General features: G+C 69.8%; 16 protein-coding genes. 6 read left to right on the top strand and 10 right to left on the bottom strand.

Annotation, left to right across the window (positions count from 1 at the left end; translation table 11 throughout):
- Positions 1-20: 20 nt before the first annotated feature.
- Together epsC and cysK are read right to left on the bottom strand one after the other, a co-directional pair.
- A complete protein-coding gene (gene epsC, locus BI335_RS17120; protein ID WP_229119675.1) occupies positions 21-668 on the bottom strand; it encodes a serine O-acetyltransferase EpsC in 648 nt (215 codons plus the stop codon).
- A gap of 32 nt (positions 669-700) precedes the next feature.
- Complete coding sequence (cysK, locus tag BI335_RS17125) at positions 701-1,630, bottom strand: cysteine synthase A (RefSeq protein ID WP_094432471.1); 930 nt, start codon at positions 1,628-1,630, stop codon at positions 701-703.
- Between the two features lie 132 nt (positions 1,631-1,762).
- On the opposite strand from cysK, the gene BI335_RS17130 reads away from it, so the two are divergent.
- A complete protein-coding gene (locus BI335_RS17130; protein ID WP_094432473.1) occupies positions 1,763-3,913 on the top strand; it encodes a hypothetical protein in 2,151 nt (716 codons plus the stop codon).
- 97 nt (positions 3,914-4,010) lie between these two features.
- On the opposite strand, the gene BI335_RS17135 is transcribed toward BI335_RS17130, so the two are convergent.
- On the bottom strand, positions 4,011-4,694 hold the full coding sequence (locus BI335_RS17135) for a TetR/AcrR family transcriptional regulator (protein ID WP_166646866.1): 684 nt from the start codon (positions 4,692-4,694) through the stop codon (positions 4,011-4,013).
- Between the two features lie 64 nt (positions 4,695-4,758).
- On the opposite strand from BI335_RS17135, the gene BI335_RS17140 reads away from it, so the two are divergent.
- The 3 genes from BI335_RS17140 to BI335_RS17150 are packed head-to-tail and all read left to right on the top strand — an operon-like array spanning position 4,759 to position 7,356.
- On the top strand, positions 4,759-5,160 hold the full coding sequence (locus tag BI335_RS17140; protein WP_094360111.1) for an HIT family protein: 402 nt from the start codon (positions 4,759-4,761) through the stop codon (positions 5,158-5,160).
- A gap of 22 nt (positions 5,161-5,182) precedes the next feature.
- Positions 5,183-6,778 (top strand): glutamine-hydrolyzing GMP synthase, encoded by a 1,596-nt coding sequence (gene guaA / locus BI335_RS17145; RefSeq protein WP_094359906.1) that lies wholly within the window; start codon positions 5,183-5,185, stop codon positions 6,776-6,778.
- 14 nt (positions 6,779-6,792) lie between these two features.
- Positions 6,793-7,356, top strand: coding sequence for a dihydrofolate reductase family protein (locus BI335_RS17150; RefSeq protein WP_094432477.1), 564 nt, complete (start codon positions 6,793-6,795; stop codon positions 7,354-7,356).
- A gap of 74 nt (positions 7,357-7,430) precedes the next feature.
- Here BI335_RS17150 and BI335_RS17155 read toward each other — a convergent pair whose 3' ends face one another.
- From BI335_RS17155 to BI335_RS17170, 4 genes are all read right to left on the bottom strand, one after another.
- Positions 7,431-9,092 carry a DUF885 domain-containing protein gene (locus BI335_RS17155; protein ID WP_229119676.1) on the bottom strand — a complete coding sequence of 554 codons (1,662 nt, stop codon included), beginning with the start codon at positions 9,090-9,092 and terminating at the stop codon, positions 7,431-7,433.
- 27 nt (positions 9,093-9,119) lie between these two features.
- Entirely contained in the window at positions 9,120-10,025 is a 906-nt protein-coding gene (locus tag BI335_RS17160; protein ID WP_094432479.1) for a DUF4862 family protein, read from the bottom strand.
- Positions 10,026-10,184: 159 nt separating this feature from the next.
- Entirely contained in the window at positions 10,185-10,961 is a 777-nt protein-coding gene (locus BI335_RS17165) for an SDR family oxidoreductase (protein WP_094432481.1), read from the bottom strand.
- 20 nt (positions 10,962-10,981) lie between these two features.
- Positions 10,982-12,064: a 2,3-butanediol dehydrogenase gene (locus BI335_RS17170; RefSeq protein ID WP_208109365.1), complete on the bottom strand. Its 1,083-nt coding sequence runs from the start codon at positions 12,062-12,064 to the stop codon at positions 10,982-10,984.
- Between the two features lie 76 nt (positions 12,065-12,140).
- Between BI335_RS17170 and BI335_RS17175 the strand changes: the two genes are divergently transcribed.
- Positions 12,141-12,578, top strand: a complete 438-nt coding sequence (locus BI335_RS17175; RefSeq protein ID WP_133626451.1) for a DUF6153 family protein — start codon at positions 12,141-12,143, stop codon at positions 12,576-12,578.
- 105 nt (positions 12,579-12,683) lie between these two features.
- The gene (locus tag BI335_RS17180) at positions 12,684-13,316 is read left to right on the top strand and encodes a DUF305 domain-containing protein (RefSeq protein ID WP_094359916.1); all 633 of its coding nucleotides are present in this window, start codon (positions 12,684-12,686) and stop codon (positions 13,314-13,316) included.
- A 112-nt stretch (positions 13,317-13,428) separates the two neighbouring features.
- Here the strand turns inward: BI335_RS17180 and BI335_RS17185 are convergent, their stop codons facing one another.
- The 3 genes from BI335_RS17185 to BI335_RS17195 are packed head-to-tail and all read right to left on the bottom strand — an operon-like array spanning position 13,429 to position 15,402.
- Complete coding sequence (locus BI335_RS17185; RefSeq protein WP_094432483.1) at positions 13,429-13,788, bottom strand: PspC domain-containing protein; 360 nt, start codon at positions 13,786-13,788, stop codon at positions 13,429-13,431.
- Between the two features lie 55 nt (positions 13,789-13,843).
- A complete protein-coding gene (locus BI335_RS17190) occupies positions 13,844-14,059 on the bottom strand; it encodes a hypothetical protein (RefSeq protein ID WP_094359920.1) in 216 nt (71 codons plus the stop codon).
- Positions 14,056-15,402 (bottom strand): PspC domain-containing protein, encoded by a 1,347-nt coding sequence (locus BI335_RS17195; protein ID WP_172421933.1) that lies wholly within the window; start codon positions 15,400-15,402, stop codon positions 14,056-14,058. The genes BI335_RS17190 and BI335_RS17195 overlap by 4 nt, the downstream gene beginning before the upstream one ends.
- Between the last annotated feature and the right edge of the window lie 38 nt (positions 15,403-15,440).

Here is a 15,440-nt window from a genome sequence, read left to right on the forward strand (position 1 = left end):
TCGATGAGCGTGAGTGTGGCTCAGATGATGTATTCGGGCTCCGCGAGCGCCATCTGGGCACGGCTGCGGGCGCTGGCCGGGACACCGACCGCGGTGTGCTCGGCCGGTACGTCCCGGGTCACCACGGCGTTCGCGCCGACCGCGGCGCCCTTGCCGACCACCACCGGGCCGAGGATGCGGGCGCCGGCGCCGACGACCACGCCGTCCTCGAGGGTGGGGTGCCGCTTCACCTTCTGCAGGGTGCGGCCGCCCAGGTTGACGCCGTTGTAGAGCATCACGTCATCGCCGATCTCGGCGGTCTCGCCGATCACCACGCCCATCCCGTGGTCGATGAAGAACCGCCGACCGATGGTGGCGCCGGGGTGGATCTCGATCCCGGTCAGCCCACGATTGACGTGCGAGAGCACGCGCGCCGGCAGCTTGCCGGACTCGCCGGACTGCCAGAGCGCATGCGCCGCGCGGTGCATCCAGATCGCGTGCAGCCCGGGATAGGCCAGCACCAGTTCCGCGGTGGAACGCGCGGCCGGGTCGTTGCGCCGGGCCGCCTGCAGGTCCTCGGTGAAGCGGTCCGCGAGCCGCCGCAACAACCCCGGGCGCGGGGTCTGCTCGCCCGCGTTCGAGGCGCTGGGGCGGCCGGGGTCGCCGTCTGCTCGCTGGTGCATGGTCATGTCCGCTCGTCAGGCTGCGTCGGGCTGATGGGTCACTCCACCAGGCCCTCGAAGAGGACCGTGGACAGGTAGCGCTCGCCGAAGTCGGGCACGATCACCACGATGGTCTTGTCGGCGTTCTCGGGCCGGTTGGCGACCTCGACGGCGGCCGCCACCGCGGCGCCACCGGACAGGCCGGCGAGGATGCCCTCGTCGGTGGCGAGCTTGCGCGCGTACTCCTTGGCGGTCGCCACGTCCTCCGGGATCACCTCGTCATAGATGTCGCGGTCCAGGATGTCGGGCACGAAGTTGGCGCCGATGCCCTGGATCTTGTGCGGGCCGGGCTGGCCGCCGGACAGGATCGGCGATTCCTTGGGCTCGACGGCGATCATCTTGACCTCGGGCTTGCGCTCCTTGAGCACCTGGCCCACGCCGGTGATGGTGCCGCCGGTACCGATACCGGCGACGACGATGTCGACCTTGCCGTCGGTGTCGGACCAGATCTCCTCGGCGGTGGTCTTGCGGTGGATCTCGACGTTGGCCGGGTTGGCGAACTGGCGGACCAGCACCGCGCCCTCCTGGGCGCCGAGCTCCTCGGCCTTGTTCACCGCGCCCTTCATGCCTTCGGAGCCCGGGGTCTGCACCAGTTCGGCACCGTACGCCCGGAGCAGCGCCTTGCGCTCGGCGGACATGGTCTCCGGCATCGCCAGCACGACCTTGTAGCCGCGGGCGGCGCCGACCATGGCCAGCGCGATCCCGGTGTTGCCGGAGGTGGCTTCGACGATGGTGCCGCCCGGCTTCAGTTCACCGGAGGCCTCGGCGGCGTCGATCATCGCGACACCGATCCGGTCCTTCACGCTGTTGGCGGGGTTGTAGAACTCCAGCTTGGCGACCAGGTTCGCCTGGGAATCGCCGGCCACCCGGTTCAGCTTCACGAGCGGGGTTCGTCCGATGAGCTTGGTCACGTCCTCGAAGATCGTCATAGCTCCATAAACAACCGCAATGACGGGTGCTATTCCAAGTCCGTCCGGAATCTGGACATTTTCTGCCCGCGGTGCGGTGGGCAGGCCCCTGTCGGATGGGTTCGGTGGGGGTCGTTTGGTTCACTGGAGCGCGTGCGTTCTCCCGGTCTGCTTCCCCGCCGGCTGCTGCTGGTGCTGTCGGTGCTCGCACTGTTCGTCGCCGGCTGCACGATCACCCCGCCGACCCCGCCGGACCAGGGGCTGATCGACCCGGCCACCTGGGCCGCCCGGCAACGGGCGTACCTCCAGCAGGCCACGCAGCGACTGGACCGATCGAATCTGGAGAGCGTCACCGCCAACCTGGCCCGGGCGGCTCTCGAACCAGACTTCCGGATCGACCCGGCCGAGTTCCGACCGGCCGACCTGCGCGAGATCTTCGCCAAGATCGACCAGAACCAGGACACCAGCGACTTCGACCTGATGCGGGTCTTCCTGCTCTGGCGCAGCCAGGGGGACAAGCTGTCACCCGAACTGTCGGATGCGCTGAAGCAGCGGCTGCTGGGATTCCGCTACTGGTACACCGATCCGCGGCCGAACGGGATGATCGACCACAAGTGGTTCTGGTCGGAGAACCACCGGATCATCACCCACACGCTGGAATACCTGGCCGGCTCCGCGCTGCCCGAGGAACGGTTCGCGGTCACCGGGGAGACCGGGCGCAGCCACGCCGATCGCGGCCGGGAGCGGGTCGTGCGCTGGCTGGATGAGAAGGCCCGCTGGGGGTTCAGCGAGTGGCGCTCCGATGTCTACTATCCCGAGGACATCCAGCCGCTGCTGCTGCTCGCCGAATACGGCGACCCCGAGATCGCCGCCCGCGCCACCGCGATGCTGGACGTCTTCTTCCTCGATCTGGCGACCGGGCAGCTGCAGGGCAACTTCGGCGTCACCCACGGCCGCTCCTACATGAAGGACAAGTCGCGGGCCGCGGATCAGAACACCCGCGACATCGTCCACTTCCTCTTCCAGAGCAATCCACAGGGGTACGCCGACTGGGTCGATTTCGGCGCGCTGCTGCTGGCCACCGGCACGAAGTATCGGCTGCCGATCGCGATCGAGCGGATCGCCCGCACACCCCAGGCGTTCACCGACAAGCAGCGGATGGGGGTGGCGCTCGACCCGTCGCAACCGGTGACGACCACCCCGAAACCGCCGCCGGGGACGAGCTTCTCCCGGCCCGAGGACGTCGAGTTCTGGTGGGACCGGGGGGCGATGACGGCCTGGCAGGTCGTGCCGATCTCGCTGCAGACGATCCGTGAGCAGGAGCTGTGGCGGACCCAGCTGTTCGAGCCGATCCGGCCGCTGCTGCGCCAGCCCGGTACCGCGAATGTCGAGGGCGCGCAGTACGTGGCATACGCGCTGGCCTGTCAGGTCAACGCCGGTCTGCTGTCGGAGGTCTCGACGGTGACCTGGCGCAGTGCGAACGCGATGCTCTCCTCCGCGCAGGACTATCGGCCCGGCTGTGTCGGGCGGCAGTACCACGCCTGGCAGGCGACCCTCTCGCCCGATGCGGTGGTCTTCACCACCCAGCCGGGCAATCCCGACCGGGCGGGTGCGAACCGCGGCCGGTGGGCCGATGACGACCTCTACTGGAACGGCGGGCTGACGATGCCGCGCACCGCCCAGCAGGATCGCGCGGCGATCAACATCTATGCACCGCGGTTCCCGCCCGGGCAGGACGCCGCGAACGCCGATGCGAACTATCTGCCGATCACCCACGCCTACTTCCCGACCCAGCATTTCGAGGAGGTACGCCGGGTCGGCGGTTGGACGATCGGCCGGGTCGGCGACGGCTACGTCGGGCTCTGGTCCTATCGGCCCACCGAGTTCGCCCCGGTCGCCCCGAACCCCGCCGGGCTGAACCGGCCCTACGACCTGGTCGCCGCGGGCGGTGCGGACAACGTCTGGATCACCGAGGTGGGGGACCGGGGCCAGTGGGGGTCCTTCGACGCGTTCGTCACCGCCCTGGAGAACTCCCAACCCGCGGTGACCCCGCGCGGGTCGGCCAATGGCGTCGCGCTGGGCTTCGACGTGCAGTTCCGCTCACCGTCGGCCGGGTTGATGGCCTATGGCAGCAGCGGCTTCTTCACCGTCGACGGCCGCTCGGTGGACCAGCGGGCCCCCGGCCGGATCGACAATCCCTTCGTCAAGGTGGCCTCCGGGGATCCGGTGTGGAACGTCTCGATCGACGGTGCCACGCTGGAGATCGACCTGCAGCGCGGTACCCGGACGGCCCGCGTCTCCTGAGCGACCCCACCCGTCGGCTGAGCGAGCGCCAGCGAGTCGAAGCCCGGGTGCGTGGGTCACCAAGTGGTCGAACCGACCGGGCCGGTGGCGGGCAGACTCAGCCGTCCGGATCGGCGAGTCCCAGTTCGTGGGCGAGCTCCTCGACCAGCCAGGACCAGTACGCCTCGGCGGGCTCGGCGGTACCGACCAGGTGGCCGGAGAGCTCCAGGCTCAGCGTGCCGACCAGTCGGGTGAGCGCCGAGATCAGGGCGAGCATGGTGGCACCGTCCAGTTCGGTGTCGAAGAGCGCCGCCGCCTGCTCGAGATTGCCCAGCAATCGCCGTTCGGGTCGGGCCATCGGCGGTCTCGGCCGGGCCCCGGCGTCCTGCAGCAGCATCGCCAGCACCCGCGCGACCCGGCCGGCGGGGGCCAGGGTGTCCTGCGGGGCCTGGTAACCGGGCACCGGCGACCCGTAGATCAGCGCCCAGCGGTGCGGGTTCTGCTCGGCCCACTCGCGCATCGCGGCACAGCAGCGGCGCCAACGGGCCGACGCACTGCCACGGCTCGCGCCCGCGTGCTCCACCGCCTCCCCGAGGGAGTCATAACCGTCGACGATCAGCCGGGTCAACAATTCGTCGCGGTTCGCGACATAGCGATAGACGGCCGAGGAGGACACGCCCAGCTCCCGGGTCAGCGCGCGTACCGACAACCCGGCGGCCCCGACCTCGGCCAGCTGGCGGCGGCCGAGCTCCAGGATCCGCTCGTTCATCTGCTCCCGGGCGAGCTCCCGTGCGGTTGCCATGTCGGCGATCCTGCCATGCCGGGCGGGTGGCGTAGGCGGGGATGCTCGGGCATAGGCTCGGGCCATGGCAACGATCTTCAGTCGCATCATCAACGGCGAGCTCCCCGGCCGCTTCGTCTACCGCGATGACCGCGTCGTGGCGTTCCTCTCCATCCAGCCGATGTCGCTGGGCCACACCCTGGTCGTCCCGATCGAGGAGATCGACCAGTGGACCGACTGCGATCCCGAGCTCTGGCAGCACCTGAGCGCTGTCGCCCAGCGGGTCGGTCAGGCGGTGAAGCCGGTTGCCGGCACCGCACGGGCCGCCACCCTGGTCGCCGGCTTCGAGGTGCCGCACCTGCACATCCATGTGTTCGGCGCCGACGACATGTCCGGATTCCAGCTCAGCGAGTCCGCCGCGAAGCAGTTCGACGACGCCGAACTGGACCGTGCGCAGGCCGAGATCGCAGCGGCATTGGAGCGGTGAAACCTTCACTAGACTGACCGCCATGTCGGTCCCCGAGAACCAGCCCGCACCCGAGCAGGCAGTCGCCGAGCAGAACCACGACCTGGTGATCGTGGTCGACTTCGGCGCCCAGTACGCCCAGTTGATCGCCCGCCGGGTCCGCGAGGCCCGCGTCTACTCCGAGATCATGCCGTCCACGGCGACGGTCGAGGAGATCCTGGCGAAGGGACCCAAGGCGGTCATCCTCTCGGGTGGACCGAGTTCGGTGTACGCCCCTGGGGCGCCCCAGGTGGATCCGGAGCTGTTCGGCCAGGGCGTACCGGTCTTCGGCATCTGCTACGGCTTCCAGGCGATGGCCCTGGCCCTCGGCGGCGACGTCGCCAAGACCGGACTGCGGGAGTTCGGGCGTACGCCTGCTGCCATCACCGACGCCGGCCGGCTGCTCGCCGACCTGCCCGCCTCGCTGAACGTGTGGATGAGCCACGGGGACTCGGTTTCCGTGGCACCACAGGGATTCCGCACGCTCGCGAAGAGCGAGGGTGCGGAGGTCGCCGCGTTCGAGGACACCGAGAAGAAGCTCGCCGGCGTGCAGTGGCACCCCGAGGTCGGGCACTCCGAACGCGGCCAGGACGTGCTCGAATCCTTCCTCTTCGACATCGCCGGCTGCAAGCCCGACTGGACCCCGGCGAACATCGTCGCCGACACCGTCGAAGCGGTGCGCGCCCAGGTGGGCGACCGCAAGGTGCTCTGCGCGCTCTCCGGCGGTGTGGACTCCGCGGTCGCCGCGGCGCTGGTGCAGAAGGCGATCGGCGACCAGCTGACCTGCGTCTTCGTCGACCACGGCCTGCTCCGCAAGGGCGAGGCCGAACAGGTCGAGCAGGACTACGTCGCCGCGACCGGGGTCGACCTGGTGGTCAAGGAGGTCGCCGACCAGTTCCTCGGCAAGCTGGAGGGGGTCAGCGACCCGGAGCAGAAGCGCAAGATCATCGGCACCGAGTTCATCCGGACCTTCGAGGCCGCCGCCCGCGAGATCGCCGACGACCAGGGCATCGACTTCCTGGTCCAGGGCACCCTCTATCCCGACGTCGTCGAATCCGGCGGCGGCGAGGGCGCGGCCAACATCAAATCCCACCACAACGTCGGCGGCCTGCCCGACGACCTGCAGTTCACCCTGATCGAGCCGCTGCGGGCGCTGTTCAAGGACGAGGTGCGCGCGGTCGGCGCCGAGCTCGGCCTGCCCGAGGCGATGGTCTGGCGGCAGCCGTTCCCCGGCCCCGGGCTGGCGATCCGGATCGTCGGTGCCGTCACCCGCGACCGACTCGAACTGCTCCGCGATGCCGACGCGATCGCCCGCGAGGAACTCACCCGGGCCGGCCTGGACCGCGACGTGTGGCAGTTCCCGGTGGTCCTGCTCGCCGACGTCCGCTCGGTCGGGGTCCAGGGCGACGGGCGCACCTACGGGCACCCGGTGGTGCTCCGCCCGGTCTCCTCGGAGGACGCCATGACCGCCGACTGGAGCCGGCTGCCCTATGAGTTGCTGGAGAAGATCTCCACCCGGATCACCAACGAGGTCCCTGAGGTGAACCGGGTCGTCCTGGACGTCACCTCCAAGCCGCCGGGCACGATTGAATGGGAGTGAACAGGTAGCCGGCCATGGGCACCTTGAGCTACACCGCAACGATGTCGATCGACGGGTACGCCGCCGACGCCAGCGGTGACTTCCAGTGGTCGGCGCCGAACACCGAGGTCTTCGACGTCCACGTCGAGCGGATCGCCGCAGTGTCCACCGAGGTGCTCGGCCGCAACACCTACCTGCTGATGAAGTACTGGGAAACCGATCCCAGTGACGAGACCTGGCAGCCCGCCGAGCAGGAGTTCGCCCGTCGCTGGCGCGACCTGGAGCGGGTCGTGGTGTCCTCGACGCTGACCGATGCCGACCTCGCGCCCGAGCGGGTACGCCTGCTGCCGACCCTCGAGCCGGGTGAGTTGCAGCGGATCGTGGCCGCGGCCCCCGGTGAGGTGGAGATCTTCGGACCCACCACCGCCGCCCCGGCGATCCGGGCAGGCCTGGTGCAGGATTTCCGGTTCTTCATCGTGCCCAAGGTCGTCGGCGGCGGGCTGCGCGCGCTGCCGGAGGATGTCCGACTCGACCTCGAACTCGTCGAACAGCGGATCTTCGGCAACGGCACGGCGTACGTGCACTACCGAGCGAGCTGACGGGTTCATCTCGACACGCTCCGCATTGCTCCGCTGCGCTTCGCATCCGGAGCTACTCGATGAACGTCGGTGGGTCAGACCCGGGCGCGGACCACCTGATCGAGCACGTTCAGCGGGAGCGCGCCGCCGTCGAGCACGGCGGAGTGGAACTTCTTGATCTCGAACCCCTCCCGGGATTCGGCCTCGGCGCGCATCCGCTGGATCTCCAACCGGCCGATCATGTAGGAGCAGGCCTGGCCGGGGGAGACGATGTAGCGGTCGACCTCCGGTCGACAGATGCCCTCGGTCATCGGCGAATTCTCAACCATGTAGTCGATCGCCTGCTGCCGCGACCAGCCGAGCGCGTGCAGGCCGGTGTCGACGACAAGTCGGCAGGCCCGCAGCGAATCCGCCGACAGCATCCCGAGCCGCTGCACCTGCGATGAATAGAGTCCCATCTCGTCGGCGAGCCGCTCGGTGTAGAGACCCCAGCCTTCGGCGTACGCCGCATTCTCGCTGTACCTGCGGATCGCCGGCACCGAATCCGGCAGCTCGGAGGCGATCGTCAACTGCAGGTGATGCCCGGGAATCCCTTCGTGGAAAGCCAAAGACTCCAGCTCGAAGATCCCCCACGAGGTCGGATCGTCGATGTTGATGAAGAAGGTGCCACCGCGACTGCCGTCCGCGGCCGGCGGGAAATAGTACGCCTTCGCACCGGTGGTCACCCCCTCGACCGCACACGGCGCCTGGGGCAGCGTCTCGAACCAGTCCGGCATCGCTTCCCAGGCGCGTGCCATCGCGACCCTGGACTGTTCGACCAGTTCCTCACCGGTCTTGAAGTGCAGCGCCGGATCGGTCCGCATCGCGTCGAAAATCCCTTGCAGGTCGTCGGTTCCGGCGACCTCCGGCCCGAGTGCCCGGTACTCGTCGGCGAGCGCTGCGATCTGATCCAGCCCGATCTGATGGATCTCCTGCGGCGTCTTGTCGGTGGTGGTGAAGAACCGCAGCGTGCGGGCGTACGCATCGTCACCGCCGGGAAGAAATGTGAGGCCGACCCGGTCGTCGGGCCGCGCCACCGGGAGCACCTCGTCGCGGAGCACATCGCGGTAGGCCGCCAGCCCCGGGCGTAACTGCTCCTCCAGCACCTGCGCGAAGCGGCGCCGCCAGTGCTCGGCGTCGACCTCCGCGGGCAGGTTGATCGCGGTCAGCACCGGATCCTCGGCGACCGGGGTGGCCAGCAGGGCATCGAGCTGCTCGATCGTCGCCTGCACGGCAAAAGCCGGCGACACGCGCCCTGCCGCGACGCCCTCGCGCTGCCGTTCGGCGAGCTCGGTGAAGTAGCGGCCCACACCCTCGGCCTTGGTCAGCATCGCCTCGGCCACCGTCGCATCGGGTACGCCGAGCATCCCGGCGACCACCGGCAGCGACGCCTGCATGCCGAACACCGGGTCGGCCGCATGCTCGGCCAGTCGGGCCTCCAACAGATCGGCCCGGGTGCCCGCCTCGAAGATCAGGGTCTCCCGAGTGACCCGCTGGTCATCGCTGAGCCCGTCGGTCGGCACCGCAGCGGCCCGTTCGGCGAAGTCGCGGAACGTCGTGACGTGCTCGTCCTCGGCCTGGCGGCCGGCGGACTCGAAATCGCCGACATGGGTGAGCTCACCCTGCAGATGCCGCCAGGTCGGTTCGGCGACCATCAGCGCCTCCCAGTAGTCGGCCGCCAGCTGGTCGATGTCCTCGGACGTGGGGTTCTCGCTCATGGCCGCAGCCTAGGGGAGGGGTACGCCTCAGCGGCTGCCGGCCTGCGCGACCAGGTCCAGCGCCTGCTCGAAGCGCCGCACCCGCTCACCGATCTCGATCCCGTCGGGGTCCCCGCTCACCCGGATCTTCAACCCGAGCAGGGCATCGGCGGGCAGCTCGGCGAGGCAGCGGGTCATCTCCGCGGCATCCATCAGCGAGGCCGCCTCCATCGCTGCCGGTGGCAGATGGCCGTCGGTCCAGGCCGCCCCGAACGGATTGTCGATCGCGGCCGCACCGGAGAGGACCAGCCCGGCTAGCTTCCCGGCCTGCTCCGCCGACCGCAGGTGGGCGAGCGGGGTCCCGACACTGCGGCCCTCCAGTGCGGAGCGCCCCCAGTTGATCAGCATCCCGACCTCCGGATGCTTCGCCAGCACCGTCAGTTCTTCGGCCAGGCCGAGGAATCCCTTCTCCGCCGGGTGATCCGGGGCCGCGGCATCGCAGTGTTCGATGGCCAGCCGGGCCCCGCTCCAGTCGAATTCGGACAGCTCACCCAGCGAGCGGTCGAGAGCCTCGGCGCTGCCACCCCGGGGTGCCGAATGCAGCAGCACCCGGCTCACCGTGCCACCCCGCGCCACGAAGTCGGCGATCTGGTCGGCCAGCCGCCGCGTCGCGTCGACCGCTCGCCGGCGACCGGTCTCGTCGGCTGATGCCAGCCCGACCACCGGATCTGCGGCCATCGCGAGCATGGTCTCGGGGAAGCTGGTCACCACGTGCCGCCAGGTCGGCGGGCAGACCGCGGCCAGCACCGCGCGGGCGGCCGGGTCGGCCAGGTGATGTGTGGGCAGCTCCAGGCCGGACACCCGCGTCAACCCGGTGAGCAGTCGGTGGAACTCCGCGAAGTCGTCCGAATCCGGCGCAGGGCTCGCGGGATAGGCCCCCAGCACAATCGTCATGGAACTTCATTCCACACCATCGGGCGGGATCGGCCAACCCTGCCCCACGCCCTCGGCGATCCAGCGAACCCTGGGTCCATCCAGCGAGCCCTGTAGGACTGGGGGCATGCACTCAGGATTCGCTGGATCGCGATGAGTGGGCGAGGTGGGGGCTCCGACTCAGACGAAGAGCATCCCACCGTCCACCAGGATCGACTGACCGGTGACGTAGTCGGAGTCGGGGCCGGCGAGATAGGAGACCAGGCCGGCGACGTCCTCACCCGTGGACACCCGGCCGAGCGTGATCCCAGCTGCCATCGCGGCCATCGATTCACCCTTGCCGACCTGATTGATCGCACCCAGGTCGGAGTCGATCTGCTCCCACATCGCGGTGTCCACGATGCCGGGGCAGTAGGCGTTGACGGTGATGCGGTGCTCGGCCCATTCCTGCGCGGCCGCCTGGGTCAGCGCCCGCACAGCGAACTTGCTGGAGCAGTAGACACCCAACAGCGGGAATCCTTTGTGGGCGGCGATCGACGCGGCACCGATGATCTTGCCGCCGGTGCCCTGCTGGATCATCTGGCGGGCGGCTTCGGTGTAGCAGAGGAAGACCCCGCGACCATTGACCGCATGCACCTGGTCGTACTCCGCCGCGGACACCTCCAACAGCGCCTTGGTCTGTGCGATACCCGCGTTGGCGACCATCACATCCAACGAGCCCAGCGCCGCCGCGGTGTCACTGACCAGCGCCCGCACCGAATCGGGGTCGGATACATCCCCGGTCAGCGCGACGTGCTCGCCGTTCTCGACGGTGGGCAGCGAGGCGCGGGTCGCCTCCAACTCCTCACTCATCGAGGGCAGGTCGGAGACGGCGACGCGATGCCCGTCCCGGGCGAGGCGGGTGGCGATCGAGCGGCCGATGCCGCGGGCCGCTCCGGTGACGTGGACATTGCTCATCGGGGGTGGTCCTCTCGGGGTCAGGGGTGGACGAGGATCTTGACGTTCTCGTCCTTGTTCTCGATCAGCTGGCGGAAACCGCCGTCGACGATGTCCTCGACGCCGATCCGGCCGGTGATGAACTGCTCGGCGTCGATCCGCCCCTGCTGGAGCAGCTCGATCACCGCGGCGTGATCGCCGCAGTAGGCGCTCGTGCCGATCAGGTTCAGCTCGCGCATCACCAGGCCGAACATGTCGATCTCCGCCTTGTGACCCCAGATCGACACGTTGACCACCGTGCCGCCGTTGCGGGTCGAGTCCAGTGCCGCCTGCAGGGCCGGGGAGAGCCCCACGCACTCGAAGGCGACATCGGTACCGAGGCCACCGGTCTGCTCCCTGATCCGGGCGGGGATGTCGTCGGTGCTCGGGTCGAGCACCAGCGTCGCACCCGCGGCGGGCGCTTTCTCCTTGCGGATCGCCGACATCTCCACCGAGATCACCTGCTCCACCCCGATCGCCCGCAGGCAGGCCATCGTCACCAGTCCGATCGGACCCGCGCCGAAGACGACGGCGGTCTGGCCGGGTTCGATCCCGGAGCGTCGGACGGCGTGGTAACCGACCGCGATCGGTTCGACCAGCGCACCCACCTCGGTCGACAGGTCGCCCAGCGCGTACACCCGCTCGACCGGCGCGACCACAAACTCACTGAACCCGCCACCGCCGCCGGAGAGCCCGATGAAACCGCCCCGCACGCACAGGTTGTAGTCACCGGCGGTGCAGAACTCGCACTCGCCGCAGACGATGAAGGGTTCCACCACCACCCGATCACCGGGGCTGAAGCCCTCCACCCCGGCACCGACCTCGGCCACCACCCCGGCGAACTCATGGCCCAGGGTGAGCGGCACCGACTCCCCGGAGATCGGGTGCGGTGCGTCTGGCGTCGGCGCGAAGATCGGACCGTCCTCGAACTCGTGCAGGTCGGTGCCGCAGATGCCGCACCACTCGACGCGCACCTTGACCGTGCCCGGCTGCACGGCGGGCACCGGCACCTCCTCGATCCGCAGGTCGCGGTTGCCGAAGTAGCGGGCGGCGCGCATGGTGGCGGGTGCTGTGGTGGTGGTCATGCCGCGACGTTAGGCAGTGCCGCCGTCGCTGGGGAGGGTTGCATCGGGTTGCGTGGCCGGTCACTAGACTGGCCGGGTGCCGATCCGCCCCAGCCGTCGCCCCGGGAACCGTTCCCGGTTGGTGCTGCTGGCCGGCGGCATCATCGCCGCCCTGGTGTTCGGGCTGCTGGCCATGCACCAGCTCTCCAGCCATCACCGGATGGTGACCGGTGACACTGCGGCCGCATCGACCGGTACGCACGGGTCGATGGCGATGTCGATGGTGGGCGAGTCGGCTCCGATGGCGATGCCCGCCACGGACGCTCCCGCTCCCGAGCAGGATCATCAGCAGTCCGGCGGGATGTTCTGGAGCTGCCTGCTGGTGCTCGTGCTGGGTCTGCTGCTCTGGCTGGTACGCCCGCGGCTGCGGGTGCTGACCCGGCTCCACCCGGTACGCCTCAGTCGGCACCTGCCGGCGTACCGACTCCTGCTGCGGCCACGCAGCCTGGCCGAACTCTGCGTACTGAGGACCTGAGGGGTCGCGCTGTCGCGCGCGAAAAGTTTCGCGCCGGCACGCGCGCAACACCCTCGCCCGGCCGGGCGTACCGGCCAGATCCTCAAGCACACAAGGAGTTCTCCCATGTTCGATCGTTCCCGATCCACCCGACCCCGCACGCTGCTGGCTGGCGGTCTCATCGGTCTCGCCCTGCTCGGTGCGGGGTGCAGTTCCGGCGAATCCGCCCAGCCCGGATCCGGTGGGGGCGGCCACTCGATGCCGGCCAGTGCGGCCCCGTCGGCGAAGCCGCTGCCCTCCGACGTCGCACCGAGCGATGTGATGTTCGCGCAGATGATGATCCCGCACCACAAACAGGCGGTGCAGATGAGCGACATCCTGCTCGGCAAACCCGGCGTCCGCCCCGACCTCGCCGAGCTGGCCAATCAGATCAAGGGTGCCCAGCAGCCCGAGATCGACCAGATGACCGGTTGGCTCAACGACTGGGGCCAGCCGCTGGAGATGGGCCACTCGATGGGCGGCATGGAGGACGGCATGCTGTCCCCGGAGAAGCTCGATGAGCTGCAGAAGGCGGACACCGCGACCGCGCAGCGGCTCTATGTGGAGGGCATGATCGCCCATCACCAGGGCGCGGTGAAGATGGCCGAGAATGCGCGCCGCACCTCGAAGAATGCCGCCGTGCAGAAGCTGTGCGACGACGTCATCCGGACCCAGAACGCGGAGATCCAGACCATGCAGGGAATGCTCCCCACGCTCTGATCATCGCCCCTCGACACGGGCGCAGAGCGCCCTACTCGGGGATCGTGGGAAATGAGGAGGCGCCCGGTGCGAGTGCACCGGGCGCCTTCGTCATCCGCGGGACCGCAGCCCGTCAGCGCAGGTCGTCACCGTTGTAGACGCCCTGGCCCGGCTGGGTGCCGGTGCCGGTGCCGGTGCCGCCGTAGGGCTGGCCGCCGCCGTTGGCGTTCTTCTTCTGCTGCTGCTGGGAGTACCAGCTGTTGGCCTTCTTGCCCCAGTCCTCGGCGATCGCCTTGCCACCGTCGGCGGGCATCAGCACCCAGGCGAGCAGATAGACCAGCGGCCCGATGCCGGTGAAGATGATCAGCGCGGCCGCGACCAGCCGGACGATGGTGGCATCCACGCCGAGGTACTGGGCGAGGCCCCCGCAGACGCCGCCCAGCATCTTGTCGGTCGAGCTGCGCGTGAGTCGCTTGGATCCGAAGTTGTTCATTGGTGGTGTCCTCTCGATTCGGTTGTCCGGGTGGATCTTCGGGGGATCGGGGAAATCAGTTGCCGCGGCCGCGCACCATCAGGCAGCCGGCGCCGACGAGTACCAGCAGCAGCGGGATGGCCACGCCGAGCACGCCGCGGTCCATCCGGCCGCCGTAGGCGCCCCACAGGACCATCGCGGCGACGGCGATGCACAGCGCACCCGCGGCGAGGGGGACGACATCGGGAGTACGCCCGGGGCGGCGCTGCGGTTCCAGCTGTTGTGCACTCATCGTCGCACCTCCAGTTCGCCGACATCGACATGGGTGTCCAGGGTCAGGGTGGGGGAACCGGGTGGCCCCTGCTGCACGGTCGAGGACCCCTTCAGATCCACTCCGCGCTGCGGACCGCTGGGCAGGGTGGCGGCGCCGGCGTCGACCGACCACTGCAACCGGACCGTGGTGTCCTCGGGCAGGATCACCTGCAGCTGACCGGCGTCGACCGCGATCGTGTGGCTGGTGTCACCGTTCATCCGGAACTCGGACAGATCGACGATCATCGGGCCGACATCCGCCCGCGTCCCACCGGGGGGCAGGTCCGCGGCGCTGCGATAGACGATCTGCGTCGGTTCGGTGGTCAGTTCCTGGTTGCCGGCGGCGGTACCGACGGTGGACACCGCGAGCAGCAGGCCCAGGGCGATCAACCCACGCGGCCGCGGCCGCCAGGCCCCGAACACCAGCGCCACCCCGGTACCGAGCAGGGCCGCCGCCAGGTAGGCGTGGAACGGCGGGTTCAGCCAGACATCGCTCGCTGTCACACCGATCACGGGCAGCAGGATCAGCAGCAGGGTCCGCCAGCGGGCGCGCCGGCGGTCGCGGCGGGTCGGCCGGGTCGGGGCCACCTTGGTGGCGACCGGTTCGGTCGCCGGTTCGGGATCGGCGGGCCCGTAGAGCCCGACCGGATCCGGGTGGGCCAGGAAGGCCTCCAGCGAATAGCCCGGATCCTGCTGCGGCGGCAGGCCGAGGGTGGGGTCTTGGGGCTCCTCGACCGGGCGGCTGGGGCGTACCGGCTCGGCGGGCGGGAAATCGGCGGGATCCACCGGCTGCGACCGACCGACCCGGTCCAGATGCTCCTGGACGCGGGTCTGCCAGGCGTACGCCGCCCGGGTGAAGCGGGTCTGTTCGCTGAACGGCGCCGGCGGGATCGCCGTCCGGTCGTCGGGTTGCTCGGTGACCTCGGCCTGCCTGTCCCGGCGGCCGAGCCGCCCGGAGCGCTGCAGACCCAGATAGCAGACCACGCCGACCACGATCGCCGGGCCGATGCCGAACGGGAGCAGGCTGCCGACCGCCATCGCGGTGAGCAGGGCCGCGACGGCCAGCGCGAGCAGCCACAACGTCCGCGGGGCGCGCCGGGCGCCGGGGATGAACTGATCGATCGCGGCCCGGTCGCTGCCCTGGCGGGGCACCGAGAGCCACGCGGCGGCGTACAGCACCAGGCCGATGCCGCCGGAGAGGGCGAGCAGCACGGTCATCAACCGGACCAGCAGCGGGTCGACCCGCCAGCGATCGGCGAGTGCCACGCACACCCCGGCCACCCGGGCCTCGGTGGTGCTGCGGCGCAGCGTGCTCAGGTCCATGGGTGCCATCCTCCCCGCTCAGCGAAACCCAGACCATC

Origin of the sequence: Enemella evansiae, assembly GCF_002250705.1 — a bacterium.
GTDB classification, from domain to species: Bacteria; Actinomycetota; Actinomycetes; order Propionibacteriales; family Propionibacteriaceae; genus Enemella; species Enemella evansiae.